The organism is Pseudaminobacter sp. Soil_N_29 (assembly GCF_057656055.1).
On sequence record NZ_JBDGLC010000001.1, the window covers coordinates 1,127,338 to 1,152,188 of the forward strand.

Here is a 24,851-nt window from a genome sequence, read left to right on the forward strand (position 1 = left end):
GCTCCGGCAGATTTTCGAACCGCGTGCCGCCTGGCTCGTCGTAGAGAACCTACCCGGCGTGGCGCAGGCTGATACCGCTGGCGCGGTCGAACAGCACTACTTTCCTGGGGTTCCAGGCAAAGCGCACCGCTTCCTCCAGCGCCACGTCGGTGCGCGCGGGCACGGTGGCATGCAGCATGGCGTTGCCCACCCGCAGTGTGAGGATCTTTTCCACGCCGTGGTTTTCCACGTCGTGCACCCTGGCCTCCACCGGCGCGCCGGATTCCAGATGCAGGTCCTCCGGGCGGATGCCGAAGGTGAGGCCGCGCCCATCAGGTGCAAGGGCGGCCGCGCCGTCATAGGGCAAGGCAAAGCCCGGCTCCGACATGACAGCGCGGCCGCTGCGCAGCTCGCCGTCGAGGAGGTTCATGGGCGGCGAGCCGACTGAACGGGCAACAAAAGTGTTGAGCGGGTTGTTGTAGATCTCATGCGGCGTGCCGGTCTGCACCAGGCGGCCCTCGTTGAGCACGCCGATCTTGTCGCCCATCGACATCGCCTCGATCTGGTCGTGGGTGACGAACAGGAATGTCGCGCCGAGATTGACCTGCAGGTTCTTCAGTTCGGTGCGCAGCGCCTCGCGCAGCTTGGCGTCGAGCGCCGACAGCGGCTCGTCCATGAGGAACACGCGCGGCTGGCGCACGATGGCGCGGCCGATGGAGACGCGCTGCATCTCGCCGCCGGAGAGCCGGTCGGTCTTGCGGTCGAGCAGGTGCTCGATGCGCAAGGTTTTGGCCACGCGCGCCACGCGCTCGTCGATCTCGGCCTGGTCGAGGCGGCGGATTTTCGGCTTGAGTGGAAACTCGAGGTTTTCGCGCACCGTGTAGCGCGGATAGAGCGAATATTGCTGCAGCACCAGCGCCACGTCGCGCTCGGCCGCCCCCCAGGCGCCGACATCGGTGCCGTCGATGAGGATCCTGCCCGCGTCGGGTTTTTCCAGCCCGGCGATGACGCGCAGCGTGGTGGTCTTGCCCGCCCCGGTCTGGCCGAGCAGGACGAAGAACTCGCCATCGGCGATCTCGAGGTCGAGGCCCTTCAGTGCGACATGGGCGCCGAATTTCTTGACGATGTTTTCGAGCCGGATATGGGCCATGGTCAGGTGTTCTCCGGATCGACATCGTTCAAAGAGGCAAGCACCCCCACTCCGGTTTGCTGCGCAAACCACCTCTCCCCCTGCCCGGGGGAGAGGAAAGGCCGGCCGCGTGCACCGCGCCCTTCCTCTCCCCCGTCGAACGGGGGAGAGGTGTCGAGGCGAAGCCGAGACGGAGTGGGGGTCGAATTTCTCGCCATCACAGCCTCACCCCCAGCGAATTGCCGCTTTTCGTGTCGAAGAAATGCGCCTGCGCCGGGTCGAGGCGGGCGAAGACCCGCGCCCCGGCATTGGCGACATAACCGCTCCGGGTGCGGGCGCGCAGTGTCTGCGAGCCGACCTTGAGGTCGACGATATCGTAGGCGCCGAGCGGCTCGATGAGCTGCGCATCGACCGGCAGAAAACCGTCATGCGCCTCGTGCCGGACGATGACGCCCTCGGGCCGGATGCCCAGCGCCAGGTGGCCATTGGCGGCTTTCAGGCCGTCGAGCCGGCCGAGCAGTTCAGCGGGGAAGAAAAAGCCCTGCTGCGCGCCGTCGACGGTGACGCGGGCCTGGCCGCCTTCGGACGAGACCGAGGCGGGCGTGACGTTCATGACGGGGCTGCCGACGAACTGCGCCACGAAGAGATTGGCCGGATAGGCATAGACCTCGGCCGGACTGCCGATCTGCTGCAGCACGCCTTCATGCATGATGACAATGCGGTCGGCGAGGCTCATCGCCTCGACCTGGTCATGCGTGACATAGATGGTGGTGGAGCCCTGCTTCATGTGCAGGCGCTTGATCTCGGCGCGCATCTCCTCGCGCAGCTTGGCGTCGAGCGCGCCGATGGGCTCGTCCATCAACAGCGCCTTGGGGCGCCGGACCAGCGCCCGGCCGATCGCCACGCGCTGCATGTCGCCGCCCGACAGCGCCGACGGCCGATGGCCGAGCAGATGGGTGATGCGTAGCGTCTCGGCCACGCTCCTCACCTCGCTGTCGACCTCGCTGCTGCTCTTGCGCGTGGCCTTGAGCGGGAAGGCGATGTTCTCGAACACGCTCATATGCGGATAGAGCGCGAAGGACTGGAACACGAAGGCGATGTCGCGGTCGGACGCCTTCATGTGCTGCACCGGCTTGCCGTCGATCAGGATATCGCCCTGGTCGATGGTTTCCAGCCCGGCGATGGCACGCAGCGTAGTTGTCTTGCCGCATCCGGACTGGCCGAGCAGCACGATGAACTCGTTGTGGTCGATATGGAGGTTCAGGTCCTTGATGACCTGGACGGCGCCGAAAAATTTCTCGACGCCGCGAAGCTCGATCTGTGTCACTGCCGCGCCCCCTCGTCTGCCTGCTGCTCCTCGGGCGCGATCTTGGAGGTGACCATGAAGCCGACGAGGCCGATCAGGATCGTGGTGACGCCGTAGCGATGCAGCGCGAGGCTCCAGGGCTGGCACAGCGCCGCGATGCCCAGCACCATGAGCAGGATCGAGCCGGGCTCGAAATATTTCCGGTTCAAGGCGCGCCAGCTCATTTGCGGATCGCTCCGAAGGACATGCCGCGCAGAAGGTGGTTGCGCAGGAGGAAGGTGAAGATGGCGACCGGTAGCAGGAACAGCACGGTGCCGGCGGCGATCACGGTCCAGTCGGGCAGGCCCGAGCCGACCTGCGACGGGATGAAGGGTGGCGCTGTCTGCGCGCGCCGGTTGGTCATGATCAGCGCGAAGGCATATTCGTTCCACGCGGTGATGAAGCAGAACACGGCGGTGGCGGCGATGCCGGTGGCGGCCTCGGGCAGCACGATCCTGAAGAAGGCCTGCATGCGCGTGTAGCCGTCGACGAGCGCCGCTTCCTCATATTCCTTCGGGATCTCATCGATGAACCCCTTCATCAGCCAAACCGAGAAAGACAGGTTGAAGGCGGTGTAGAGGATGATCAGGCCCCAATGCGTGTCGTTGAGGCCGACCGCCCGGTACATCAGGAACATGGGGATCGCCACCACCACCGGCGGCAGCATGCGCGTGGACAGGATGAAGAACAGAAGATCGGCCTCGCCCTTCACCTTGAACCGGGAGAAGCCATAGGCGGTGAGCGTGCCCATGCTGACGGCGAGCGCCGTGGAGGTAATGGCGATGATGAGGCTGTTGAGGAAGCGGCTGGGATAGCCGGAGGGCTGGATCTCGCCCTTGCCCGAGCGCACGACCTTTTCGCCGCCGTCGAAGATCAGCCGCTCCCACCAGGGGGCAGCGGCATATTCCTCGGGCGTGGGCGCGGTGCGAAGCTGCGAGCGCTTTGTGAAAAGTTTCACAAAGGGCGAAATCTCCGGCTCGAACACGATGGTCGGCGGCACGGTGGTGGCGAGATTGCGCGGCTTGAAGGCGGTGGAGGTGATCCAGTAGATCGGCGCCAGGAAGACCAGCGTAATGACCAGAACGGCCGCGATGGCGAGACGGTTGAGCGCGACTTCGCCGCGCGTGCGAACTGCGGCCATGTCAGCGCCCTCCCGGCGTTGCGTTGCACTTCAGACCCCCACCCCTTACCCCTCCCCACAAGGGGGAGGGGGTCGTCAGCGTCTCAGAATCCCCCTGCCCCTTGTGGGGAGGGGTAAGGGGTGGGGGTAAAGGCAAGGACTGCCCGATCAAAGAACTGACCGAAGGAACCCTCATCTCAGCGCTCCTTCACCTTGTTCAAATACTTCACGTAGATGTTGGTGATGGCGATGACCATGATCAGCACGATGTAGGCCAGCGCGCAGGAGCGGCCGGTCTGCCATTCCTGGAACGCCATCTTGTAGAGCCGGATCGAAATGACCTCGGTGGTGGGCTGGCTGGTGAGGATGTAGGCCAGATCGAAGGTCTTGAACGCCTCCATGGTGCGGAAGATGATCGCGATCATCAGGATCGGCGCCACCAGCGGGAGCGTGATGCGGAAGAATGTGTAGAAGCTGCCCGCCCGGTCGATCGCCGCCGCCTCGTAAAGATGCTTGGGCACCGCGGACAAGCCCGCCAGCGAAAGCAGCATGACGAAGGGCGCCCACATCCAGATGTCGGTGATGGCGACCGCATAGAGCGCCATGTCCGGATTGGCGAGCCACTCGAAGGTGCCCAGGCCCAGCGCATGGTTGATGATGCCGAAGGACGGGTCGTAGAGCAGCTTCCAGAACAGGCCGACGACGGCCATGGACAGCATCATCGGCAAGAGCAGCAGCGTGGTCAAAAGCCCCTTGAAGGGGATTTGCCGGTTGAGCAGAAGTGCCACCCCGAAGCCGACCAGCACCTGCCCGGTCACCGAGACGATGACGTATTTGGCGGTGATGGAAAAGTTCGACCAGATGAAGGGGTCATTGAGCAGCTCGCGATAGTTCTGCAGGCCGACGAAATTCGCCTCGGCGTTGGTCGAGGCGCGAAAGTCCGTGAAGGAATAATAGAGCGAATAGAGCAGCGGAAAGATGTTGAAGACGATCAGGAACAGGATCGTCGGGATGATGAAGAGGTTGCGGATCGAGAGATCGCTCATGCCGCGCGCGGCGGCCCGGGAACCCGGATCCAGCGTTGTCATGACTGCGGTCGCCAAGGCGTCGTTCCCCTGCAATGCCGGAAATGATGGAGGGGGCGGGCTGCGCCCCCTCCGACACTTCTGTTGCCGCTATTGGCCGCGGCCGTATTTGGCGAAGGTGGCCTTCCAGTCGCCGGCCAGCGCGTCGAGCACTTCCTTGGACGTGCCCTCGCCGCCGACGATGTGCGGATAGAGGCGCTGGTTGAGCTGCTGCAGCAGCTCGGCGTATTCCGGCACGGCCCAGAAGTCCTTCACCTTGAACATGGTCTCGTAGAAGGCCTTGTTGTACGGCGTCGCATTCTGGAACTCGTCGGACTGGAGCACGGCCGCGCTGCACGTGTAGCCGCCGAGTTCGGCCCACTTCTTCTGGGTCTCGTCCTTGATGAACCATTCGAGGAATTTCATCGCCTCGTCCTGGTTCTTCGAATAGGACACGATCGAGATGCCCTGCCCACCGAGCGCGGCGAACTGGTCGCCGTCGGGGCCGGGCGGATTGGCGAAGAAGCCGGTGTTCTTGGCGTGCGGGTTGGTGGCCTCGTTGAGCAAGGACGGGAAGAAGGCGAAGTAGTTCATGCTCATCGCCGCCAGGCCTTCGGTGATGGCCTGGTTGTTTTCCACGAAGAAGGTCTTGGCCCAGCCCGGGGGCGTGTACTTGTAGAGCTCCTTGTAGGCATCGAGGGCTGCCACCGCCTTGTCGGAATTGATGTAGCCGTCGACCTTGTAGGTGGCCATGTCGCCCAGCTCGCCGCCATAGGAGAACAGCGCGTTCTCGAAGCCCATCGCCATCGCGTCATAGGAATTGTCGGTGTAGATGGCGATGCCGTAGCGCTTCTCGTCCGGGCGGTGGAAGAACTCGGCTATGTCACGCAGCGCCTTCCAGTCCTTCGGCGCGGCAAGGTCGTAACCGTACTTGGCCTTGAAGGCCTCCATTTCCTTGGGGTCTTCGAACCAGTCCTTGCGATAGGACCAGCCGACGGCGTCGCCCTCGAGCGGGATCGCCCAGTACTTGCCGCTGTTGCCGGGATATTCGGCGTAATATTTCACCGTGGCCGGGGCCATGACCTCGCCGAGCTTGTGCTTGTTGAAGAAGTCGGTGAGGTCGACATAGTGCCCACCGGTGGAGCCGGCGCCGAGCCACTGGCTGTCGCCGACGATCAGGTCATAGGCGTCGCCCTTGGCGTTGAATTCGGTGAAGGCCTTGGTCTGGAAATCGGCCCAGGGCGTTGTCTCGACAGTAACCTTCACGCCGGTCTCGGCTTCGTACAGGTTGACGAGTTCCTGGAGATAGTTGGCCGGGTCCCATTCGGCCCAGAAGATGGTGAGTTCCTGCGCGAACGCCGATGTGCTGCAGGCAAGCGACAGGCCTATGCCGGCAAGCATGCCGGTCAGTGTCTTGCGCATTTGAGTTCCTCCCTTGTGCGCACTCTACCTTCTTGTCGAAGCCGCGCCGGACCGATGGTCGCTGGCTGCTCCGGGTAGTCTCAATGCACTGCTTGGGAACCGCCATCCCGCCGGTTCTAAATCGATTTAGGCTTTGACGCCCAATCCGCTCCTCCTCCAAAATCTGGTATTACCAATTGGCGCCAAGCCGTCAAGTGCTTTCTTTGGCAAAGCAGTATCGTAGCAGACCGAACCGCCATGTCATTCCATCTGGCAGGACCAGTTGTGGGTTGGCCACCAGAAAATTCGCCGTCGACTGTGCAGCGTAACAAAACTGACACGCAACTGACACGGCCGTTTCATGATGCTCCGTTAGCGGACTCCCCCAGAGGCTGGAACAGCCAAACGGGGAAAGCACCATGCTGGAAATCCGCAACGTCTCGCGTCGCTTCGGCAAGAAGACCGCCGTGGACAGCGTCGCGCTCGAAATCGAACAGGGCCAGATGGTCGGCATCATCGGTCGCTCCGGCGCCGGCAAGTCGACCCTTCTGCGCATGATTAATCGCCTCATCGACCCCTCCGATGGGGCGATTTTTTTTGATGGCAGGCAAGTGTCAGCCCACAAGGCCGCCACGCTTCGCCGCTGGCAGCGCGATTGCGCCATGGTGTTCCAGCAGTTCAATCTGGTGCCGCGCCTCGACGTGCTGACCAACGTGCTGCTCGGGCGTCTGAACCACCGCTCCACCGCGCTCAACCTGATGGGCATCTTCTCCCGCGAGGAGCGCGCGCTGGCGCTTGCAGCCCTCGAGCGGCTGGACATCGCCCAGACCGCGCTGCAGCGCGCCGGCACGCTTTCGGGCGGCCAGCAACAGCGCGTGGCGATTGCGCGCGCACTCATGCAGCAGCCGAAGCTGATCCTGGCCGACGAGCCGATCGCCTCGCTCGACCCGATGAACGCCAAGGTGGTGATGGACTCGCTGCGCGACATCAATCTGCGCGAAGGCATCACCGTCATCACCAACCTGCACACGCTCGACACCGCGCGCGCCTATTGCAACCGCATCATCGGCATGGCCGGCGGCAAGGTGGTGTTCGACGGCCCGCCGGAAGAGCTGACGCGCGAGGCCGTGCGCCTGGTCTATGGCGCCGACGCCAATGGCGAGGAAATCTCCGAAACCATCACCTCCACCAGCATCCGCCCCGAGCGGCTGCGCAAAATAGAATCCGCCGGAAGCCTGGTGCCCGCCTTTGCCGGGCACTGAACGACCGTGATCGTCTCGCCCGCGTGAAGGGCTGCTAGCAGTCGAAAATGCAATCCGACTTAACAGGAGAGAACTCCATGTCGCTCAAGAAAGCCCTTCTGGGCGCGCTCGCCCTCGCCCTTTCCTGCGGCACCGCCGCCCGCGCCGAAACCCTGGAAACCTTCCGCGTCGGCATCCTCGGCGGCGAGAACGAGGCCGACAGCCTTCGCAACTACCAGTGCCTCGCCGACAAGCTGCCGGCCGCCATCGGCGTCAAGGAAGTGAAGCTGTTCCCGGCCACCGACTATGACGGCGTCATCCAGGGCCTGCTGGGCGGCACGCTCGACTATGCCGAGCTCGGCGCCTCGGGCTATGCCAAGATCTACCTGGCCAACGCCGACGCGGTCGAGCCGATCCTGACCACGGTGCAGACCGACGGTTCGCAGGGCTACTACTCGATCATGGTCGCCCGCAAGGATTCCGGCATCAAGACCCTGGTCGACATGAAGGGCAAGAAGCTCGGCTTCGCCGATCCGGACTCGACCTCGGGCTACCTGATCCCGGTCACCTCGCTGCCCAAGGACCTCGGCAACGTCGCTGTGAAAGAATTCTTCGGCGAGACCGGCTTCGGCGGCGGCCATGAAAACCTCGTGCTCGCCGTCAAGGACGGCAAGTTCGACGCCGGCACCACCTTCGGCTCGGGCGTGGGCGATTTCGACGAGGGCTACACCTCGGGCAACCTGCACAAGATGGTGTCCAAGGGCATGATCGACATGAAGGACTTCGTCGAGCTCTGGAAGTCGCCGCTGATCCCGAACGGCCCGATCGTCGTCCGCACCGCTCTGGACGCCGACCTCAAGACCAAGTTCAAGCAGTTCATGGTCGACCTGCCGAAGACCGACCCGGCCTGCTTCTCCGCCATCCAGGGCGGCGACTTCACCAGCTACACCGAAGTCACGCCGGAATTCTACCAGCCGATCATCGACGCCCGTAAGGCGCAGATCGGCGGCTGATTGTCCTCCCAAGGGCGCTGCGGGGGTGAGGCTTCGGCCTTGCCCCCTCATCCGCATTTCATTGCAGGGCCAATCGGTTGCGGCGGTAGGGCAATTGCACATGGCGCGACCTACCCCCACTCCGCCTCGCTTCGCTCGGCACCTCTCCCCCTCAAAAGGCGAGAGGAAGGGTGCCAGCCTTGCGGACGGCGCTTCCTCTCCCCCGTCGATCGGGGGAGAGGTGGTTTGCTAAGCAAACCGGAGTGGGGGTCGAAATTCCATATGCGATCGCCCTGCCCAAGCATCCATCCTTTCCAAAACCCAGTCTGAGTTGGAGACGGCATGAGCCAGACTGCCCACACCCTGTCCGCCGAAGGCATGGCCATCGAGCGGCACTGGCATGAACTGGCGGCGCGGCGCCGTCTCTACTCAGCCCTCATCGTCGGCGCATTGGCGGTGGCGCTCGGCGCCTCGCTCTGGTTCGCCAATGAATCCAATGCCGGCAAGTTCTTCGACCGGCTGCCGCACTTCTTCGACTTCGTCGGCGACATGCTGCCCCGCGACGGCCTCGAGGTGTGGCGCGCGCTGTTCGACCTGCCCTCCCCCTATTTCGACGGCAGCCTGAAATACGACTACCCCGAAGGCCGCGTCTATCTGTTCGGCTCAGGCTTCTACGTCCCTGAATATTTCTACAAGATGCTGGCGACGCTGAACATCGCAGCACTCTCCACGCTGATCGGCTTCGTCTTCGGCTTCCTGCTCTGCTTCCTCGCCGCCAAGAACCTCGTTGCCAGCCGCGCACTGCGCTTCGTGGTGCGGCGCTATATGGAAATCGTGCGCGCCTTCCCCGAGATCGTCATTGCCGGCTTCTTCGCCGCCGTGCTGTCGCTCGGCGCCATACCGGCCATCCTGGCGGTGGGCATCCACACCATCGGCGCGCTGGGAAAACTGTTCTACGAAGTGGTCGAGAACGCCGACATGAAGGCCGAGGAAGGCCTGCGCGCGGTGGGCGCCAACTGGTTCGAGCGCGTGGGCTTCGCCATCGTGCCGCAGGTGATGCCCAACTTCATGTCCTATGCGCTGCTGCGCTTCGAGATCAATGTGCGCGCCTCCACCATCATCGGCGCGGTGGGCGGCGGCGGCATCGGCGAGGAGCTGCGGCTTTCCATCGGCCGCGGCCACGAAGCCAAGACGCTCGCCATCATCCTTCTGCTGTTCGTCACCATCGTTTCGGTCGACCAGCTTTCGGCCTGGCTGCGCCGCAAGCTGGTGGGCGCGCAATCCTTCGACTTCGGACGCTGACCATGACGCATCTTTCCGCCGCCGAACTGAGCGCAATCGAAGGCCGCCACCCGGACGTGTTCCATCGGCCACTGCTCAAGCGCTCGCTGCCCCTGCTGATCGTGCTGGGGACCCTTGTCTATGTCGTCTATTGCTGGTGGTTCTTCTCCATCGGCGCGGTGATCGGCGGTGGCCAATGGGAACGCGCCGAGCTCTATGCGCGGCAATGGTATTCCTATGACCTGCGGCCGACGATCCGCTTCTCGGGCGACGACGCGAAGGTCACATGGCCGCGCTTCTCGCCGCTTGGCGACAATCCCGATCCGGACTGGGTGGCGCAGGACGGCCGGAAGGTGACCGTGGACTTCGGTTCGGCTGGCCGCATCGTGGCCGATGCCAAGCTGGTCGAGATCGAGCATCGCGGCGAGAAGCTGACGGTGGTTGTCGAACCCACAGGCGCCAAGCCGCAGGGGCAACTGCCAGGCTGGGCGACGCTGCGCGAAGACGAGGTGAAGGCCGATTTCGGCTTTGCCGGCGAAGTGCGTGTCATGCCCGAGCGCGTGTCGTTGAGCCGCCGCTTCCTGGGCTGGCCGAACTTCCTGTTCGATCCGCGCTCGCCCTTCTGGGGCAAGGATCTGACGGAAGTGGCGGGATTGGTCGCGTCGGGCGAGCGCATCAAGCCGGAGATGTCGAACGCCGCACTTGCCTTCGACAACATCTGGAACAACTCGCAATGGCAGCACGGCGACGTCTGGACGAAGCTCCTGCAGACTATCGTGATGGCCTTTGTCGGCACGCTGTTCGCCTCCTTCATCGCGCTGCCACTGGCCTTCATCGCTGCGCGCAACATCACGCCGAGTTTTTTCGCCAACCAGGCTACAAAACGCTTCTTCGACTTCCTGCGCTCGGTGGACATGCTGATCTGGGCGCTGTTCTTCACCCGCGCCTTCGGCCCGGGACCGCTGGCCGGCATCTCGGCCATTTTCTTCACCGACACCGGCACGCTCGGAAAGGTCTATTCCGAGACGCTGGAAAACATCGACGACAAGCAGCGCGAGGGTGTGCGCTCGGTGGGTGCCTCGCCGGTGGTGGTGCAGCGCTATGGCGTGATGCCGCAAGTGCTGCCGGTGTTCGTCAGCCAGGCGCTCTACTTCTGGGAATCCAACACGCGCTCGGCCACCATCATCGGCGCGGTGGGTGCGGGCGGCATCGGCCTGAAGCTCTGGGAAGCCATGCGCACCAACTCGAACTGGGCCAACGTCGCCTACATGGTGCTGCTGATCCTGATCGTGGTGTTCATCTTCGACAACATCTCCAACGCGCTGCGGCGCCGGCTGATGGAAGGCGGCGCGGGACGCTAAGTCTGCCTTTGCCTCTCGCCTGAATTCGCCTAATCTGGTCCGACCAGATAGAGTGACGGCATTCAGGGAGGGAAGCGATGAATATTGCAGCGGGGACGACCCGGGAAGGCAACCCGCCATTCGACCACGCAAAGCTCGACCGGCTGATGGACGAAGCCGGCATCGACGTGCTGGTCGCGACATCCAAGCACAATGTGCAGTACCTGCTCGGCGGCTACAAATTCATCTTCTTCTCGGCCATGGATGCGATAGGCCACAGCCGCTACCTGCCGGTGCTGATCTATGAAAAGGGCCAGCCCGAACATGCCGCCTATATCGGCAACCGCATGGAAGGCGGCGAGCATCACAACAACCCGTTCTGGACGCCGACGGTGGAGACCGCGAGCTGGGGCTCGGTGGATGCCGCCACGCTGGCTGCCGCACATCTGCAGAAGATCGGCAGGCAGGGCGCGCGCATCGGCATCGAGCCGGCCTTCCTGCCCTCGGACGCGCATGGCGTGCTGGCGCAGGCGCTGGGCAACGAAAGGCTGGTGGACGCCACCGGCACGCTGGAGCGACTGCGCGCGATCAAGACGCCGCAGGAACTCGACCTGCTGCGGCAGGCTTCGGAGCTGATCACCGACGCGATGCTGGCCGTGTTTTCCGGCCAGCGCGGGGGCGCGAGCAAGCGCGAGATCGTGGAGGCGCTGCGCCGCGAGGAGACCAATCGCGGGCTGCAGTTCGAATATTGCCTGATCACCATCGGCGCCAGCCACAATCGGGCCGTCTCGCCGCAGGCGTGGAACAAGGGCGAGGTGCTGTCTCTCGATTCCGGCGGCAATTTCCACGGCTATATCGGCGACCTCTGCCGCATGGGCGTGATGGGCGAGCCGGACCAGGAGCTGCAACACCTGCTGGCCGAGATCGACGCCGTGCAGCAGGCGGCCTTCTCGCACTGCCAGCCCGGCACGAAGGGCGGCGATATGATCGCCCACGCTGAGAGCGTGCTGAAGGCATCGCCGGTTGCCGCCTATACGGATTTCTTCGCGCATGGCATGGGGCTGATCACCCATGAGGTGCCGTTCCTCATGACCAACCACCCGGTAGCCTATGAGGGTGTCGATGCCGACAGGCCGCTTGAGCCCGGCATGGTGCTTTCGGTGGAGACGACGATGCTCCACCCCACGCGCGGCTTCATCAAGCTGGAGGACACGGTGGCCATCACCGCGGACGGGCACGAGATGTTCGGCAAACGCGGCCGCGGCTGGAATGTGGGCGGCTGAGGCGGCTCAGCCCGCCAGCGCCGCCAGCTTCTCGGCCTCGGCGAGATCTTCCACCGTATTGGCATTGAAGAACGGGTCGACCGGCTCGGCCGGCCAGGACACGGTGGCGAGCGGGTAGCGCGCGGTCCAGCGGTCGATCTTGCGGATGTCTTTCACCACAAGCGCGTGGCGCAGTTCCTCGCGCAGCGCCACGCTCCACAGGCCGATCACCGGATGCGACTGGCCGGCCGAGGCCGCCACCGCCAGCTTGGCGCCTTCAGCGGCACGCACGTCATGCAGCCGCGCCACCAGATCGCGCGGCAGGAACGGGCAGTCGCCGGCAACGCTCGCCACCCATTGCACGCCGGGCCGCATTTGCGCGGTCCAGTCGAGCGCGGCGAGTATGCCGGCGAGCGGGCCGGGAAAATCCGCCACGCTGTCGGCCACCACCGGCAGGCCAAAGGCGGCAAAGCGAGCAGGATCGCCATTGGCGTTGAGGATCAGGCCGGCGCATTGCGGCTCAAAACGCTCGATCACGTGGTCGAGGATGGTGCGCCCGCCGATGGCGCGGATCGGCTTGTCGCCCCCGCCCATGCGCCGCGCCAGCCCGCCGGCGAGGATCACGCCGATCGTTTCGGTGGTCGTTTCAGTCATCGTGCTCCGCGCCCTTGCGATGATGCCGGGATGCTTCCTCCTCGACGGAAGCGAGGTCCTGGTCGAACACGATCCGCTCTTCGCCCGACACGGCGATGAAGCGCTTTCCGCGCGCACGGCCCACCAGCGTCAGCCCCGCCTGGCGGGCGAGCGAGACGCCCCAGGCGGTGAAGCCGGAGCGCGAGACGAGGATGGGTATGCCCATGCGAACGGTCTTGATCGTCATTTCCGAGGTCAGCCGGCCGGTGGTGTAGAGGATCTTGTCGGCCGGGTCGACATCGTGGAGGTACATCCAGCCGGCCAGCTTGTCGACGGCGTTGTGGCGGCCGACATCCTCCATGTAGCAGAGCGGCCGGCTCTCCCGGCACAGCACGCAGCCATGGATGGCGCCCGCCGCGAGATAGAGCGAGGGCGTGGTGTTGATGGTCTTGGTCATCTCGTAGAGCCAGGAGGTACGCAGCTCCGCGTCCGGCAGGTCGATCTCCTCCAGCGCCTCCATCAGGTCGCCGAAGGCGGTGCCCTGCGCGCAGCCCGAGGTCAGGGTTCGTTTCTTCAGCTTTTGCTCGTAATTGGTGTGGTGCTCGGTGCGCACCACGGCCACCTGCAACTCGTCGTCGTAGTCGACGCCGGTCACCACGTCGTCGGGCTTCAGCATGTTCTGGTTTAGCAGGTAGCCGAGCGCCAGATACTCGGGATAGTCGTTGATCGTCATCATGGTGACGATCTCCTGCGCGTTGAGATAAAGCGTCAGCGCGCGTTCCACCGGCACCATCACCTCGACGATCGCGCGGGTGTGGTCGACGCCGATGACGCGCTCGGTCAGGCGCGGGTCTTCCGGGTGGGGCAGGATCACGGCCGGGTCGGCCTTGGGTTTTGTCTGCTGCATGACGCTCTCGTCCCTGCTCGCTTGACCCCCACTCTATAGCCTGTTCAAATCCAGGCCAATCTTGAAAGGGCGAGGGCCCTTCCGGGATAAGCTCAGGCCGGCCTTCCCGCCCGGCGAAGACCGGAGGGAACAGACCATGGCGCAACTTTCCGATGACTGCTTCGCCTTTGGTGGGCCGCTGATGCCGGTAGACGAGGCGGTGGCGCTGATCGCCTCGCGGCTGACGCCGGTCGCCGAGTTGGAGACGGTGGCGCTCGCCGAAGCCGATGGGCGCGTGCTGGCAGAAGATCTCGTCGCACCCTTGCCGCTGCCGCCTTTCACCAATTCGGCGGTGGACGGCTATGCACTGCATGGCGCCGACCTTCCGGCGGAGGGGGAAGCCGTTTTTCCCGTTTCCGCCCGCGTGCAGGCCGGCATGGCGCCGGGCGAGCCGATCGAGCCTGGCCATGCCGTGCGCATCTTCACCGGCGCGCCCATGCCCGAGGGCGCCGACACCGTGTTCATGCAGGAGGATGTGCGGCTGGACGAGGCCGGCGGCGTGATCCTGCCGGCGGGCCTCAGGCGCGGCGCCAATGTGCGCCCTGCGGGCGAGGATATTTCTGTCGGCAGCACGGTGCTGCGCGCCGGGCAAATTCTGCGGCCGCAGGACGTGGCGCTGGTCGCCGCGCTGGGACTTACCGAGGTTTCCGTGCGCCGGCGCGTACGGGTGGCGGTGTTTTCCACGGGCGATGAAATCGTCGCGCCGGGCAGCGCGCGTGGGCCCGCGCAGCTTTTCGATGCCAACCGCTTCATGCTGCGGGCGATGCTGGCCCGGCTCGGCTGCGCCGTCACCGACCTCGGCATATTGCGCGATGAAGGCGACCTGATCGCCCGCGTGCTGGCCGCGGCCGCGGCCGCGCACGACCTGATCCTCACCTCCGGCGGCGTCTCCACCGGCGAGGCCGACCATGTGAAGGCCAGCGTGGAAAGCGTCGGCTCGCTGGTGTTCTGGCGGGTTGCGATCAAGCCCGGGCGGCCGGTCGCCATGGGCGTCATCCGCGGCGCGGCCTTCATCGGCCTGCCCGGCAATCCGGTGGCGAGTTTTGTCACCTTCGCCCACGTCGCGCGACCGGCCATCCGGGCGCTTGCCGGGGCAAAGCCTGAAACCCTGCTGGCGATGCCGCTGCGCGCCGCCTTCTCCTATCGCAAGAAGGACGGCCGGCGGGAATATGTGCGGGCAAGCCTGCGCAGGGGCGCAGACGGAACATATGAGGCGGAGAAATTCCCACGCGAGGGGGCGGGACTGCTGTCCTCGCTCGTAGATACCGACGGGCTGGTCGAGCTCGGCGAGGAGATCACAAGCGTCAAGCCGGGCGACGTCGTCCACTTCCTGCCCTATTCGAGCCTGCTGTAGGCCCGATTGACCATCCGATGCCCGTGGGTCATCGTTGGCCTGACATGACGAAGCTTGATCTGAGCGGATTGAAATGTCCCTTGCCGGCTCTGAAGACGCGCAAGGCGCTTCGCGGGCTTGCCCCGGGCGAACGCATCGAGGTCGTCTGCACCGACCCGCTCGCTTCCATAGACATTCCCAACCTGCTCGCCGAGACCGGAGACCGTCTTGTTGCGACGGAACGGCAGGCCGGGCGCATCGCTTTCGTGATCGAGAAGGCAAGCGAGGCCGCCAATGGTGGGGGTTGATTTACCTAGCGTCACCTGATTGGCTTGCCCTATAGTGGTTGCAGGCTGGAATTGCTCCGACATCGACGCGAAATGCGGGAGGTGGCGCAGGTGAACATCCAGGACCAGAAATTCAGGCGAGGCGGCGGTCGCGACCGTGGCCCAAAGGGCCGAGGCCTCGATGACAAGGCGCTGCACGAGGTGCGCGACCTGCTGATCGACAGGCCCCGCAGGCGCGACCTGCTGATCGAATTCCTGCACCTGATCCAGGACCACTATGGCTGCCTTTCGGCCGCGCATCTGCGCGCTCTGGCCGAGGAGATGCGGCTGTCGCAGACCGAGGTCTACGAGGTCGCCACGTTCTACGACCATTTCGACATCGTCAAGGAAGGCGAGACACCGCCCGCGCCGCTGACCATCCGCGTCTGCGATTCGGTCAGCTGCATGGTGGCCGGTTGCGAGACGCTGCTGAAGGAACTCGCCGCCGGCGTCGATCCGAAGGAAATACGCGTGGTTCGCGCCCCTTGCATGGGCCGCTGCGCCACGGCGCCCGCGGTGCGCATCGGCAGCCGCGAGGTCGACCACGCCACCAGCGACGGCCTGATCAAGATGGCCCGCGACGGCGAGACCAAGACAGTCGTGCCCTCCTATATCGGGCTCGATGCCTATCGCGCCGCCGGCGGCTACCGCCTGCTGGAACGGGTGCGCGCAGGCGAGATCGGCGCCGACGCGCTGATCGAAACCATGCAGGCCGCTGGCCTGCGCGGCCTTGGCGGCGCCGGGTTTCCGGCCGGCAGGAAGTGGAGCATAGTGCGCTCCTTCAAGGGGCCGCGGCTGATGACCGTCAATGGCGACGAGGGCGAACCCGGCACCTTCAAGGACCGCTTCTATCTCGAAAGCGACCCGCACCGCGCGCTGGAGGGCGCGCTGATTGCCGCGCACGCGGTCGAGGCCGAGCGCGTCTATTTCTACATGCGCGACGAATATCCGGCTGTGCTGGAAATCCTGCGCACCGAGTTCGCAGCACTCGCACAGGCCGGCATCATTGCCTCGGGCTTCATCGAACTGAGGCGCGGCGCCGGCGCCTATATATGTGGCGAGGAAAGCGCGATGCTGGAAAGCATCGAGGGCAAGCGCGGACTGCCGCGCAACCGCCCGCCCTACATCGCCGAGGTCGGGCTGTTCGGCCGGCCCACCCTCAACCACAATGTCGAGACGCTCTGGTGGGTGCGTGACGTGATCGAGAATGGCGCGGAATGGTTCGCGGCCAAGGGGCTGCCCGGCCATCCCGGCATCCGCTCATGGTCCGTTTCGGGCCGGGTAAAGCAGCCGGGGGTGAAGCTGGCACCGGCCGGCATCACCGCGCGCCAGCTTATCGAGGACTATTGCGGCGGCATGGCCGACCGCCACGAGTTCAAGGCCTATCTGCCCGGCGGCGCCTCGGGCGGCATCCTGCCTGCGTCGCTGGGCGACGTGCCGCTGGATTTCGGCGGCGATCTCACCAGGCTCGATTCCCTGGTGGGCTCGCATGCGATTGTGGTGTTTTCGCAGGCCGACAACGTCAAGGACATCACGCTCAACTTGCTGAAATTCTTCAAGCATGAAAGCTGCGGCCAGTGCACCCCGTGCCGTGAAGGCACGGCCAAGCTGCTCGCGCTCCTAAACAGGCCGGCACCGCTGGACGAGGTAGCGATACGCGATCTGGAAGGCGTCATGCGCGACTCCTCGATCTGCGGGCTGGGCCAGGCCGCGCCCAACCCGGTCAACCACCTGTTGAAATACTTCCGGGACGAACTGTGATGGCTGGCACGATCAAATTCACGCTCGACGGCAAGCCGGTCGTCGCCGCCGAAGGCGAGACGATCTGGAACGTGGCCAAGCGCGAAGGCACGCTTATCCCGCATCTGTGCCATGTCGACATGCCCGGCTACCGTCCCGACGGCAATTGCCGCGCCTGCATGGTCGATGTCGAGGGGGAGCGCCTGCTCGCCGCCTCCTGCATCCGGAAGGTGACCGAGGGCATGGTGGTGCGCACCGACACCGAGCGCGCCAAGAAATCGCGCGAAATGGTGTTCGAGCTTCTGGCGAGCAACATGCCCCCGGCGGAAGAGGGGCCGGACAACCAGTCGGTCTTCTGGCTATGGGCCGCTTCCATGGGTATTTCGGGCAGCAGCCGCTATCCCTCCAAGTTTCAGACCGAGCCTGCCGAGTTCGACATCACCAACCCGGCCATTGCGGTCAATCTCGACGCCTGCATCTCCTGCAATGCCTGCGTGCGCGCCTGCCGCGAGGTGCAGGTCAATGACGTGATCGGGATGGCAAACCGCAGCGACCACGCCCTCCCCGTCTTCGACATGCACGACCCGATGGGACATTCGACCTGCGTCACCTGCGGCGAATGCGTGCAGGCCTGCCCCACCGGTGCGCTTTATGAAAAAACGCTCATGGACGAGGAGTTCCGCACCCGCGCCGTGCAATCCTTCGACCGGGTGGTGGACACGCTATGCCCCTATTGCGGCGTGGGCTGCCAGACCCGTGTAGGGGTGAAGGACAACCGCATCGTCCAGGTCGATGGGCGCAACGGTTTTGCCAACCAGAACCGGCTATGCGTGAAGGGCCGCTTCGGCTTCGACTACGCCATGTCGCCCGAGCGGCTGACCAAGCCGCTGATCCGCCGCGACGATGCGCCGAAGGACGCCAATGCCGACCTGCGCGATGTCGACCCGCTGACCATATTCCGCGAGGCGACGTGGGAAGAGGCGATGGAGCGTGCAGCGGCCGGACTGGTGGCGATCCGCAACGAGCGTGGCGGCAAGGGGCTGGCCGGGTTCGGCTCCGCCAAGGGCTCCAACGAGGAGGCCTATCTGTTCCAGAAGCTGGTGCGGCAGGGTTTCGGCACCAACAATGTCGACCACTGCACGCGGCTCTGCCACGCTTCGTCGGTGGCGGCGCTGATGGAAGGCGTTGGCTCCGGCGCGGTCTCGGCGCCCTTCAACGATGCGATGAAGGCCGATTGCATCCTCGTCATCGGCGCGCGCCCGACGGTCAACCATCCGGTGGCGGCGACTTTCTTCAAGCAGGCGGCCAAGCAGGGCAAGAAGCTGATCGTCATCGACCCGCGCGGCCAGGACCTGATGCGCCATGCCACCTATGCGCTGCGGTTCACCGCCGGCAGCGACGTGGCCCTGCTGAACGCTCTCATCCACACCATCATCGAGGAAAAGCTCTACGACGAGCAGTATATCCAGGCCAATGTCTCCGGCTTCGAGGCGCTGAAGTCCAAGGTCAGGGACTTTTCGCCCGAGGCGATGGCGCCGGTCTGCGGCGTGGAGGCGGCGGTGATCCGCGATGTGGCACGCATCTATGCCAAGTCCGAGCACTCGATCATCTTCTGGGGCATGGGCATTTCGCAGCATGTCCACGGCACCGACAATTCGCGCTGCCTGATCGCGCTGGCGCTGATCACCGGCCAGGTCGGCCGGCCAGGCACCGGGCTGCACCCGCTGCGCGGCCAGAACAATGTGCAGGGCGCTTCCGATGCCGGGCTGATCCCGATGTACTATCCCGACTACAAATCGGTCGACAATGTCGACATCCGCAGCCAGTACGAGAATTTCTGGGGCCAGACGCTGGACCCCAAGACCGGCCTGACGGTGGTCGAGATCATCGATGCCATCCATGCCGGCGAGATCCGGGGCATGTACATCATGGGCGAGAACCCGGCCATGTCGGACCCCGACCAGACCCACGCCCGCAAGGCGCTGGCGATGCTGGAGCACCTGGTGGTGCAGGACATCTTCTTCACCGAGACCGCCTGGCATGCCGATGTCATCCTTCCGGCCTCGGCCCATGCCGAAAAGTGGGGCACCTACACCAACACCAACCGCCAGATACAGATTGGCCGGCCCGCGCTCGACATGCCGGGTGAGGCGCGGCAGGACCTGGAGATCATCGTCGACCTCGCCAACCGCATCGGGCTCGACTGGCACTATGGCGACGTGTCGGAGGTCTACACCGAGATGGCGAGCGTCATGCCCTCGCTGAACCACATTTCATGGGAACGCATCGATCGCGAGGATTCGGTCATCTATCCCGCCGACGCCGACGACAAGCCCGGCAACGAGGTGGTGTTTACGTCCGGTTTCCCGACAGCGGACGGGCGCGGCCGCATCGTGCCGGCCGACCTTCTGCCTCCCGACGAGGTGCCGGACGAAAACTATCCGCTGGTGCTGACCACCGGACGCCTGCTGGAACACTGGCACACCGGCGCCATGACGCGCCGGGCCGGCGTGCTGGATGCCATCGAGCCCTATGGCATCGCCGCCATGAACCCCTACGAGATCGCCCGCAACAATCTAACCCCTGGCGACATGATCACGGTGGAGACGCGGCGCGGCATCATCGAGGCGATATTGCGGGCCGACCGCGAGGTGGCCGACGGCACCATCTTCATGCCGTTCTGCTTCAACGAAAGCCCGGCCAACAAGCTGACCAATCCGATGCTGGACCCTTACGGCAAGATACCGGAGTTCAAATATTGCGCCGCGCGCATCGGCAAGGTGCGGCATGCGGAGGCGGCCGAGTAGCCGCCCGCGCGATGTTGCGCGGCGGGGCTCTACCCGCCGTGCTTTTCCAGAAATGCCTCGGCCGAAAGCTCGCGGAAATCGTCGAGTGCTGCGCGCAGGCGGGCATGGTCCCAATCCCACCAGGCAAGCGCCTGATAGCGTTCGGCGGTGCGGCGGTCGAAGCGTTCACGGATCGGCTTGGCCGACACGCCGGCGACGATCGTGTAGGGCGGGACGTCCTTGGTCACCACAGCACCCGAACCGACGACGGCGCCATCGCCGATCGTGACGCCGGGCAGAACCGTCACGCCATGGCCGAGCCAGGTGTCGTGGCCGATACGCACGGCGTTAGAGCGCCGCCAATCGAAGAACTCTTCCTCGTGAGCGGCGTCTTCCCAGTAATCCGCGGCGCGGTAGGTGAAGTGATGCAACGTCGGCCGCCAGGTCGGGTGGTTGGTGGCGTTGATGCGCACGGCGGCCGCGATGTTGGAGAACTTGCCGATCTCGGCGCACCAGACGCCGCAATCCTGCATGACGTAGGAATAATCGCCGAGCGTGCTCTCGTGCACGCGGCTGCGGTCGGCGATCTCGGTGTAGCGGCCAAGCGTCGACTGGCTGACTTCCGCCGTCGGATGAACCAGCGGCTGTTCCGATAGTTTTGTCGTCATGCCGCGATTCTTTCCGGTGCGAACTTCGTCACGTCGATGATCCGGTCGGCCACGGCATCGCGCACGTCCTGGTCGTGGAAGATGCCGAGCAGCGCCACGCCCTCCCGCTTCTTCTGCGCGATCATGCCAACGACGACCTCGCGGTTCACGGCGTCGAGCGAGGCGGTCGGCTCGTCGAGCAGAAGCACCGGATGGCTGGTGATGAAGCCGCGCGCGATGTTGACGCGCTGCTGCTCGCCGCCCGAGAAGGTTGCCGGCGGAAGCAGCCACAGTCTTTCCGGCAGGTTGAGACGCGACAGCAACTCGCGCGCCTTGTCGCGCGCCGGCTCCCTGCCCTCGCCCAGTGCCACCAGCGGCTCGGCAACCACGTCAAGCGCGGAGACGCGCGGCACGGTGCGCAGGAACTGGCTGACATAGCCGATGGTGTCGCGGCGGATGGCAAGCACGGTGCGCGGGCTGGCCGAAGCGAGATCGACCAGCTGGCCGCCGTGATCGACGATGATCTGGCCTTCGTCCACGGCATAGTTGCCGTAGAGCATTTTCAGGATCGAGCTCTTGCCCGCGCCCGAGGGCCCGCCCAGCACGGCGCATTCGCCGGCCTCGAGCGCAAAGGACACACTGGCCACCACCGGCAGCTTGATGCCGTCGCGCAAGTGCATGGTAAAACTCTTGGCGACGTCGGAAACGACGAGAGGTGTGGGCATGGTTACACCTGCAGAATGGAGGAGACGAGAAGCTGGGTGTAGGGCGCGCGCGGATCGTCGAGCACGCGGTCGGTGAGACCGGCTTCGACGACATGGCCGTCCTTCATCACCATCATGCGCTGCGAGAGCAGGCGCGCGACGGCGAGGTCGTGCGTGACGACGATAGCCGCAAGGCCGAGGTCGGTGACCAGCCCGCGCAGCAGGTCGAGCAGGCGCGCCTGCACCGAGACATCGAGGCCGCCGGTGGGCTCATCCATGAAGACGAGACGCGGGCCGGTGACGAGGTTGCGCGCGATCTGCAGGCGCTGGCGCATGCCGCCCGAGAAGGAGCGCGGCTCGTCGTCGATGCGGTCCTCGCCGATCTCGACGCGCGAGAGCCAGTCGATCGCGGTCGAACGGATTCGGCCATAATGGCGGTCGCCCACCGCCATCAGCCGCTCGCCGACATTGGCGCCGGCCGACACGGTCATGCGCAGGCCGTCGGCCGGGTTCTGGTGGACAAAACCCCAGTCGGTGCGCATGAGGAAGCGGCGCTCGGCCTCGCTCATGCGGTAGAGGTCGCGCCAGCTGCCATCGCGCATGCGATAGCTGACGGTGCCGGAAGTGGGCAGCAGCCGGGTCGACAGGCTGTTGAGCAGCGTGGTCTTGCCCGATCCGGATTCCCCGACCACGGCCAGAACTTCGCCCGGCCACAGGTCGAAGGAGACATCCTCGCAGCCCAGCCGCGCGCCGTAATATTTGGACAGCGCGTTGACGCGCAGAAGCGGTTCGTCGGTCATTCGGCAGGCTCCATGGCTTCGGGGGCGAGATGGCCGCGATGGCCTTCCGCCTGGCGCGTTTCGCAGTGGTCGGTGTCTGAGCAGACGAACATGTGCCCGCCCTTGTCGTCGAGGATGACCTCATCGAGGTAAACCTGCTCGGCCCCGCACAGCGCGCAGGGCTGGTCGAAGGTCTGGATCTCGAAGGGATGATCCTCGAAGTCCAGGCTGACCACTTCCGTAAACGGCGGGATGGCGTAGATGCGCTTTTCGCGGCCCGCGCCGAACAGCTGCAGCGCCGGCGACATGTGCATCTTGGGATTGTCGAACTTCGGCGTCGGCGACGGATCCATCACATAGCGGCCCTCGACCTTGACCGGATAGGCATAGGTGGTGGCGATACGGCCATGCTTGGCGATGTCCTCGTAGAGCTTCACATGCATGAGGCCGTATTCCTCCAGCGCATGCATCTTGCGGGTCTCGGTCTCGCGCGGCTCGAGGAAGCGCAGCGGCTCGGGGATCGGCACCTGGTAGACCAGCGTCTGGCCCGCTTGCAGCGGATATTCCGGAATGCGGTGGCGGGTCTGGATGATGGTAGCCGTCGCCGTCTCCGTGGTGACGGCGACGTCGGCGACCTTCCTGAAGAAGGCGCGGATGGAGACGGCGTTGGTGGTATCGTCAGCGCCCTGGTCGATGACCTTCAGCACATCGTCCGGCCCAATGATGGAGGCGGTGACCTGCACGCCGCCGGTGCCCCAGCCATAGGGCATGGGCATCTCGCGGCTGGCAAACGGCACCTGGTAGCCCGGAATGGCGATGCCCTTGAGGATGGCGCGGCGGATCATCCGCTTGGTCTGCTCATCCAGATAGGCGAAGTTGTAGTCGGCTATGTTCATTGCGCTGGCTCCGAAGATGCGCTGGGTGATACGGACTGCGGGGCCAGTCCGGATTGCGCTTCGCACAAAAATGTGCGAGGCTTAGTCTCGAGGGGAAGAGAGACATGAAACGCGAAGCTCTGATCCGCGAGCTTCGGGCGCTGGCCAGAAAGCAGAACCAGACCTTCGAAGTGTTCACCGATCGGGGCAAGGGCTCGCACTACCGGATAAGACTTGGCGACAGGCTGACGACCGTTCCATCCGGGGATTTGTCCGAGCTGATGGTGAGGACCATCAAGAAGCAGCTGGGTGTTCTGTGATGAGCAACGCGCCTCGAGTGCAGCGGTAGCCGACTGGAGTTGTACAAAATGGAATACATCTACTCGGCTAGGATCGAACCCGATCCGGAAGGCGGCTTTCTGGTTACGTTTCCGGACGTTCCGGAAGCGATCACCGCCGGCGAGACACTGATCGGGGCCCGCGCCAACGCCTCCGAGGCGCTCGGACTGGCGCTGCGGGGCTATCTGGTTCTCGGTCGTCCGCTTCCGACGCTGGCCACAAAGCGCAAGGGGCTGGTGGAAGTGCCTGTCGACGCAACTACGGCGTTGAAGCTGGCCGTGGTCGAAGCCTTCAACGCAAGTGGCATTTCGAAGTCGGATCTTGCCCGCAGGCTGGGCAAGGCAGAGGGCGAGGCTCGCCGCATCCTCGATCCCGATCATCCGACCAAGGTTCAGGCGCTGGAGGCGGCGCTTGCTGCGCTCGGCAAGGAGATCGTCATTTCGGTGCGGGACGCCGCGTGAACGGGTGGAGATAGCAGAAGGGCTCATTCCGCCGCCTCGCGCTGTTCTTCCACATCCTCGCGCGCATCGTGCTCGGCGCGCATGCGGCGGATGAGGTCGAGCTCGGCCTGGAAGTCGACATAGTGCGGCAGCTTCAGGTGCTCGACGAAGCCGGTGGCCTGGACGTTGTCGGAATGCGAGATGACGAATTCCTCGTCCTGCGCAGGCGCGACGACATCCTCGCCGAATTCGCGGGCTCGCAGGGCGCGGTCGCAAAGCGACATGGACATGGCCTTGCGCTCGGACTGACCGAAGACGAGCCCATAGCCGCGCGTGAACTGCGGCGGCACCTTGGCCGAGCCCTTGAACTGGGTGACCATCTGGCACTCGGTGACACGGATGCGGCCGAGCGGCACGGCAAAGGGCAGTTCCGGCACTTCCAGCTCGAGTTCCACCTCGCCGATGCGGATCTCGCCGACGAAGGGGTGGTTGCGGCCATAGCCGCGCTGGGTGGAATAGCCGAGCGCGAGCAGAAAGCCCTCGTCACCGCGCGCCAGCGCCTGAAGGCGCAGGTCACGCTCGATGGGGAAGTCCAGCGGCTCGCGTGTCAGGTCGCCGGTCACATGATCCAGCGGCATGTCGCCATCGCCTTCGATCAGGCCCTCATGCGCCAGGATTTCCGAGACGCGCGGCATGCGCCCGCCCTCGGCCTCGCGCTGCTCGGGTTCTTCGACCGGCGCGCCGGCGGCGATCTCGGGGTCGAGCAGGCGGTGCGTGTAGTCGAAGGTGGGGCCGAGCAGCTGGCCGCCCGGCAGGTCCTTGTAGGTTGCAGAAACGCGACGCTCGACCAGCATGGCGCCGGTGTCGATGGCGTTGGTGTAGCCGAAGCGCGGCAGCGTGGTGCGATAGGCGCGCACCAGAAAGACGGCTTCGATCAGGTCGCCACGCGACTGGGCAATGGCGAGGGCTGCCAGCTCGCGGTCATAAAGCGAGCCTTCGGCCATGACGCGATCGACGCCGAGCGCGAGCTGTTCCACGATCTGGTCGAGGCGCAGCGCCGGCACCGAACGGTCGCCGCGGCGGCGGTCGGCAAGCAGCTTGTGCGCATTGGAAATGGCGGCATCGCCGCCCTTTACGGCCACATACATG

At 65.0% G+C, this 24,851-nt stretch carries 24 protein-coding genes; 11 read left to right on the plus strand and 13 right to left on the minus strand.

Features of this window, described 5'->3' with window-relative positions; translation table 11 throughout:
• Nucleotides 1–49: 49 nt before the first annotated feature.
• From AC3A4H_RS05395 to AC3A4H_RS05420, 6 genes are all read right to left on the minus strand, one after another.
• Nucleotides 50–1,129, minus strand: coding sequence for an ABC transporter ATP-binding protein (locus AC3A4H_RS05395; RefSeq protein ID WP_487765747.1), 1,080 nt, complete (start codon nt 1,127–1,129; stop codon nt 50–52).
• A 196-nt stretch (nt 1,130–1,325) separates the two neighbouring features.
• The gene (locus AC3A4H_RS05400) at nt 1,326–2,435 is read right to left on the minus strand and encodes an ABC transporter ATP-binding protein (protein WP_487765748.1); all 1,110 of its coding nucleotides are present in this window, start codon (nt 2,433–2,435) and stop codon (nt 1,326–1,328) included.
• On the minus strand, nt 2,432–2,638 hold the full coding sequence (locus AC3A4H_RS05405; protein WP_487765749.1) for a hypothetical protein: 207 nt from the start codon (nt 2,636–2,638) through the stop codon (nt 2,432–2,434). The genes AC3A4H_RS05400 and AC3A4H_RS05405 overlap by 4 nt, the downstream gene beginning before the upstream one ends.
• The gene (locus AC3A4H_RS05410; protein ID WP_348779827.1) at nt 2,635–3,594 is read right to left on the minus strand and encodes a carbohydrate ABC transporter permease; all 960 of its coding nucleotides are present in this window, start codon (nt 3,592–3,594) and stop codon (nt 2,635–2,637) included. Before AC3A4H_RS05410 ends, AC3A4H_RS05405 begins: the two co-directional genes overlap by 4 nt.
• A 176-nt stretch (nt 3,595–3,770) precedes the next feature.
• A complete protein-coding gene (locus tag AC3A4H_RS05415) occupies nt 3,771–4,676 on the minus strand; it encodes a carbohydrate ABC transporter permease (protein WP_348779826.1) in 906 nt (301 codons plus the stop codon).
• Between the two features lie 72 nt (nt 4,677–4,748).
• Nucleotides 4,749–6,059, minus strand: a complete 1,311-nt coding sequence (locus AC3A4H_RS05420; protein ID WP_487765750.1) for an ABC transporter substrate-binding protein — start codon at nt 6,057–6,059, stop codon at nt 4,749–4,751.
• 398 nt (nt 6,060–6,457) lie between these two features.
• On the opposite strand from AC3A4H_RS05420, the gene phnC reads away from it, so the two are divergent.
• From phnC to AC3A4H_RS05445, 5 genes are all read left to right on the plus strand, one after another.
• The gene (phnC, locus tag AC3A4H_RS05425) at nt 6,458–7,300 is read left to right on the plus strand and encodes a phosphonate ABC transporter ATP-binding protein (protein WP_487765751.1); all 843 of its coding nucleotides are present in this window, start codon (nt 6,458–6,460) and stop codon (nt 7,298–7,300) included.
• 77 nt (nt 7,301–7,377) lie between these two features.
• Nucleotides 7,378–8,292 (plus strand): phosphonate ABC transporter substrate-binding protein, encoded by a 915-nt coding sequence (gene phnD, locus AC3A4H_RS05430; protein ID WP_487765752.1) that lies wholly within the window; start codon nt 7,378–7,380, stop codon nt 8,290–8,292.
• Between the two features lie 321 nt (nt 8,293–8,613).
• Complete coding sequence (gene phnE, locus AC3A4H_RS05435; protein ID WP_487765753.1) at nt 8,614–9,573, plus strand: phosphonate ABC transporter, permease protein PhnE; 960 nt, start codon at nt 8,614–8,616, stop codon at nt 9,571–9,573.
• Nucleotides 9,574–9,575: 2 nt separating this feature from the next.
• Nucleotides 9,576–10,913 (plus strand): phosphonate ABC transporter, permease protein PhnE, encoded by a 1,338-nt coding sequence (phnE, locus tag AC3A4H_RS05440; protein ID WP_487765754.1) that lies wholly within the window; start codon nt 9,576–9,578, stop codon nt 10,911–10,913.
• A gap of 77 nt (nt 10,914–10,990) precedes the next feature.
• Nucleotides 10,991–12,175 (plus strand): M24 family metallopeptidase, encoded by a 1,185-nt coding sequence (locus AC3A4H_RS05445; protein ID WP_487765755.1) that lies wholly within the window; start codon nt 10,991–10,993, stop codon nt 12,173–12,175.
• A gap of 6 nt (nt 12,176–12,181) precedes the next feature.
• On the opposite strand, the gene mobA is transcribed toward AC3A4H_RS05445, so the two are convergent.
• Both mobA and AC3A4H_RS05455 read right to left on the minus strand, forming a co-directional pair.
• Nucleotides 12,182–12,808: a molybdenum cofactor guanylyltransferase MobA gene (gene mobA / locus AC3A4H_RS05450; RefSeq protein WP_487765756.1), complete on the minus strand. Its 627-nt coding sequence runs from the start codon at nt 12,806–12,808 to the stop codon at nt 12,182–12,184.
• Nucleotides 12,801–13,694, minus strand: coding sequence for a formate dehydrogenase accessory sulfurtransferase FdhD (locus AC3A4H_RS05455; RefSeq protein ID WP_487765757.1), 894 nt, complete (start codon nt 13,692–13,694; stop codon nt 12,801–12,803). Before AC3A4H_RS05455 ends, mobA begins: the two co-directional genes overlap by 8 nt.
• Nucleotides 13,695–13,830: 136 nt before the next feature.
• Here AC3A4H_RS05455 and AC3A4H_RS05460 point away from each other — a divergent pair, with 136 nt between their 5' ends.
• The 4 genes from AC3A4H_RS05460 to fdhF all read left to right on the plus strand — a co-directional run bounded on the left by AC3A4H_RS05460 (nt 13,831) and on the right by fdhF (nt 19,939).
• Nucleotides 13,831–15,087 (plus strand): molybdopterin molybdotransferase MoeA, encoded by a 1,257-nt coding sequence (locus tag AC3A4H_RS05460; protein WP_487765758.1) that lies wholly within the window; start codon nt 13,831–13,833, stop codon nt 15,085–15,087.
• 44 nt (nt 15,088–15,131) lie between these two features.
• Nucleotides 15,132–15,374, plus strand: coding sequence for a sulfurtransferase TusA family protein (locus AC3A4H_RS05465; RefSeq protein WP_487765759.1), 243 nt, complete (start codon nt 15,132–15,134; stop codon nt 15,372–15,374).
• 96 nt (nt 15,375–15,470) lie between these two features.
• Nucleotides 15,471–17,153: an NAD(P)H-dependent oxidoreductase subunit E gene (locus AC3A4H_RS05470; RefSeq protein WP_487765901.1), complete on the plus strand. Its 1,683-nt coding sequence runs from the start codon at nt 15,471–15,473 to the stop codon at nt 17,151–17,153.
• Nucleotides 17,153–19,939, plus strand: a complete 2,787-nt coding sequence (gene fdhF / locus AC3A4H_RS05475) for a formate dehydrogenase subunit alpha (protein WP_487765760.1) — start codon at nt 17,153–17,155, stop codon at nt 19,937–19,939. Before AC3A4H_RS05470 ends, fdhF begins: the two co-directional genes overlap by 1 nt.
• A gap of 29 nt (nt 19,940–19,968) precedes the next feature.
• Here the strand turns inward: fdhF and AC3A4H_RS05480 are convergent, their stop codons facing one another.
• From AC3A4H_RS05480 to AC3A4H_RS05495, 4 genes are read right to left on the minus strand one after another with little or no spacing between them, the layout of a single operon-like run.
• The gene (locus AC3A4H_RS05480) at nt 19,969–20,586 is read right to left on the minus strand and encodes a DapH/DapD/GlmU-related protein (protein WP_487765761.1); all 618 of its coding nucleotides are present in this window, start codon (nt 20,584–20,586) and stop codon (nt 19,969–19,971) included.
• The gene (phnL, locus tag AC3A4H_RS05485; RefSeq protein ID WP_487765762.1) at nt 20,583–21,290 is read right to left on the minus strand and encodes a phosphonate C-P lyase system protein PhnL; all 708 of its coding nucleotides are present in this window, start codon (nt 21,288–21,290) and stop codon (nt 20,583–20,585) included. The genes AC3A4H_RS05480 and phnL overlap by 4 nt, the downstream gene beginning before the upstream one ends.
• A gap of 2 nt (nt 21,291–21,292) precedes the next feature.
• On the minus strand, nt 21,293–22,069 hold the full coding sequence (gene phnK, locus AC3A4H_RS05490) for a phosphonate C-P lyase system protein PhnK (protein WP_348779811.1): 777 nt from the start codon (nt 22,067–22,069) through the stop codon (nt 21,293–21,295).
• The gene (locus AC3A4H_RS05495; protein WP_487765763.1) at nt 22,066–22,944 is read right to left on the minus strand and encodes an alpha-D-ribose 1-methylphosphonate 5-phosphate C-P-lyase PhnJ; all 879 of its coding nucleotides are present in this window, start codon (nt 22,942–22,944) and stop codon (nt 22,066–22,068) included. The genes phnK and AC3A4H_RS05495 overlap by 4 nt, the downstream gene beginning before the upstream one ends.
• Before the next feature lie 104 nt (nt 22,945–23,048).
• On the opposite strand from AC3A4H_RS05495, the gene AC3A4H_RS05500 reads away from it, so the two are divergent.
• Nucleotides 23,049–23,243 (plus strand): type II toxin-antitoxin system HicA family toxin, encoded by a 195-nt coding sequence (locus AC3A4H_RS05500; RefSeq protein WP_487765764.1) that lies wholly within the window; start codon nt 23,049–23,051, stop codon nt 23,241–23,243.
• Nucleotides 23,244–23,291: 48 nt separating this feature from the next.
• Nucleotides 23,292–23,723 carry a type II toxin-antitoxin system HicB family antitoxin gene (locus AC3A4H_RS05505; protein ID WP_487765765.1) on the plus strand — a complete coding sequence of 144 codons (432 nt, stop codon included), beginning with the start codon at nt 23,292–23,294 and terminating at the stop codon, nt 23,721–23,723.
• Between the two features lie 23 nt (nt 23,724–23,746).
• Here AC3A4H_RS05505 and AC3A4H_RS05510 read toward each other — a convergent pair whose 3' ends face one another.
• Nucleotides 23,747–24,850, minus strand: a complete 1,104-nt coding sequence (locus AC3A4H_RS05510) for a carbon-phosphorus lyase complex subunit (RefSeq protein ID WP_487765766.1) — start codon at nt 24,848–24,850, stop codon at nt 23,747–23,749.
• Between the last annotated feature and the right edge of the window lies 1 nt (nt 24,851).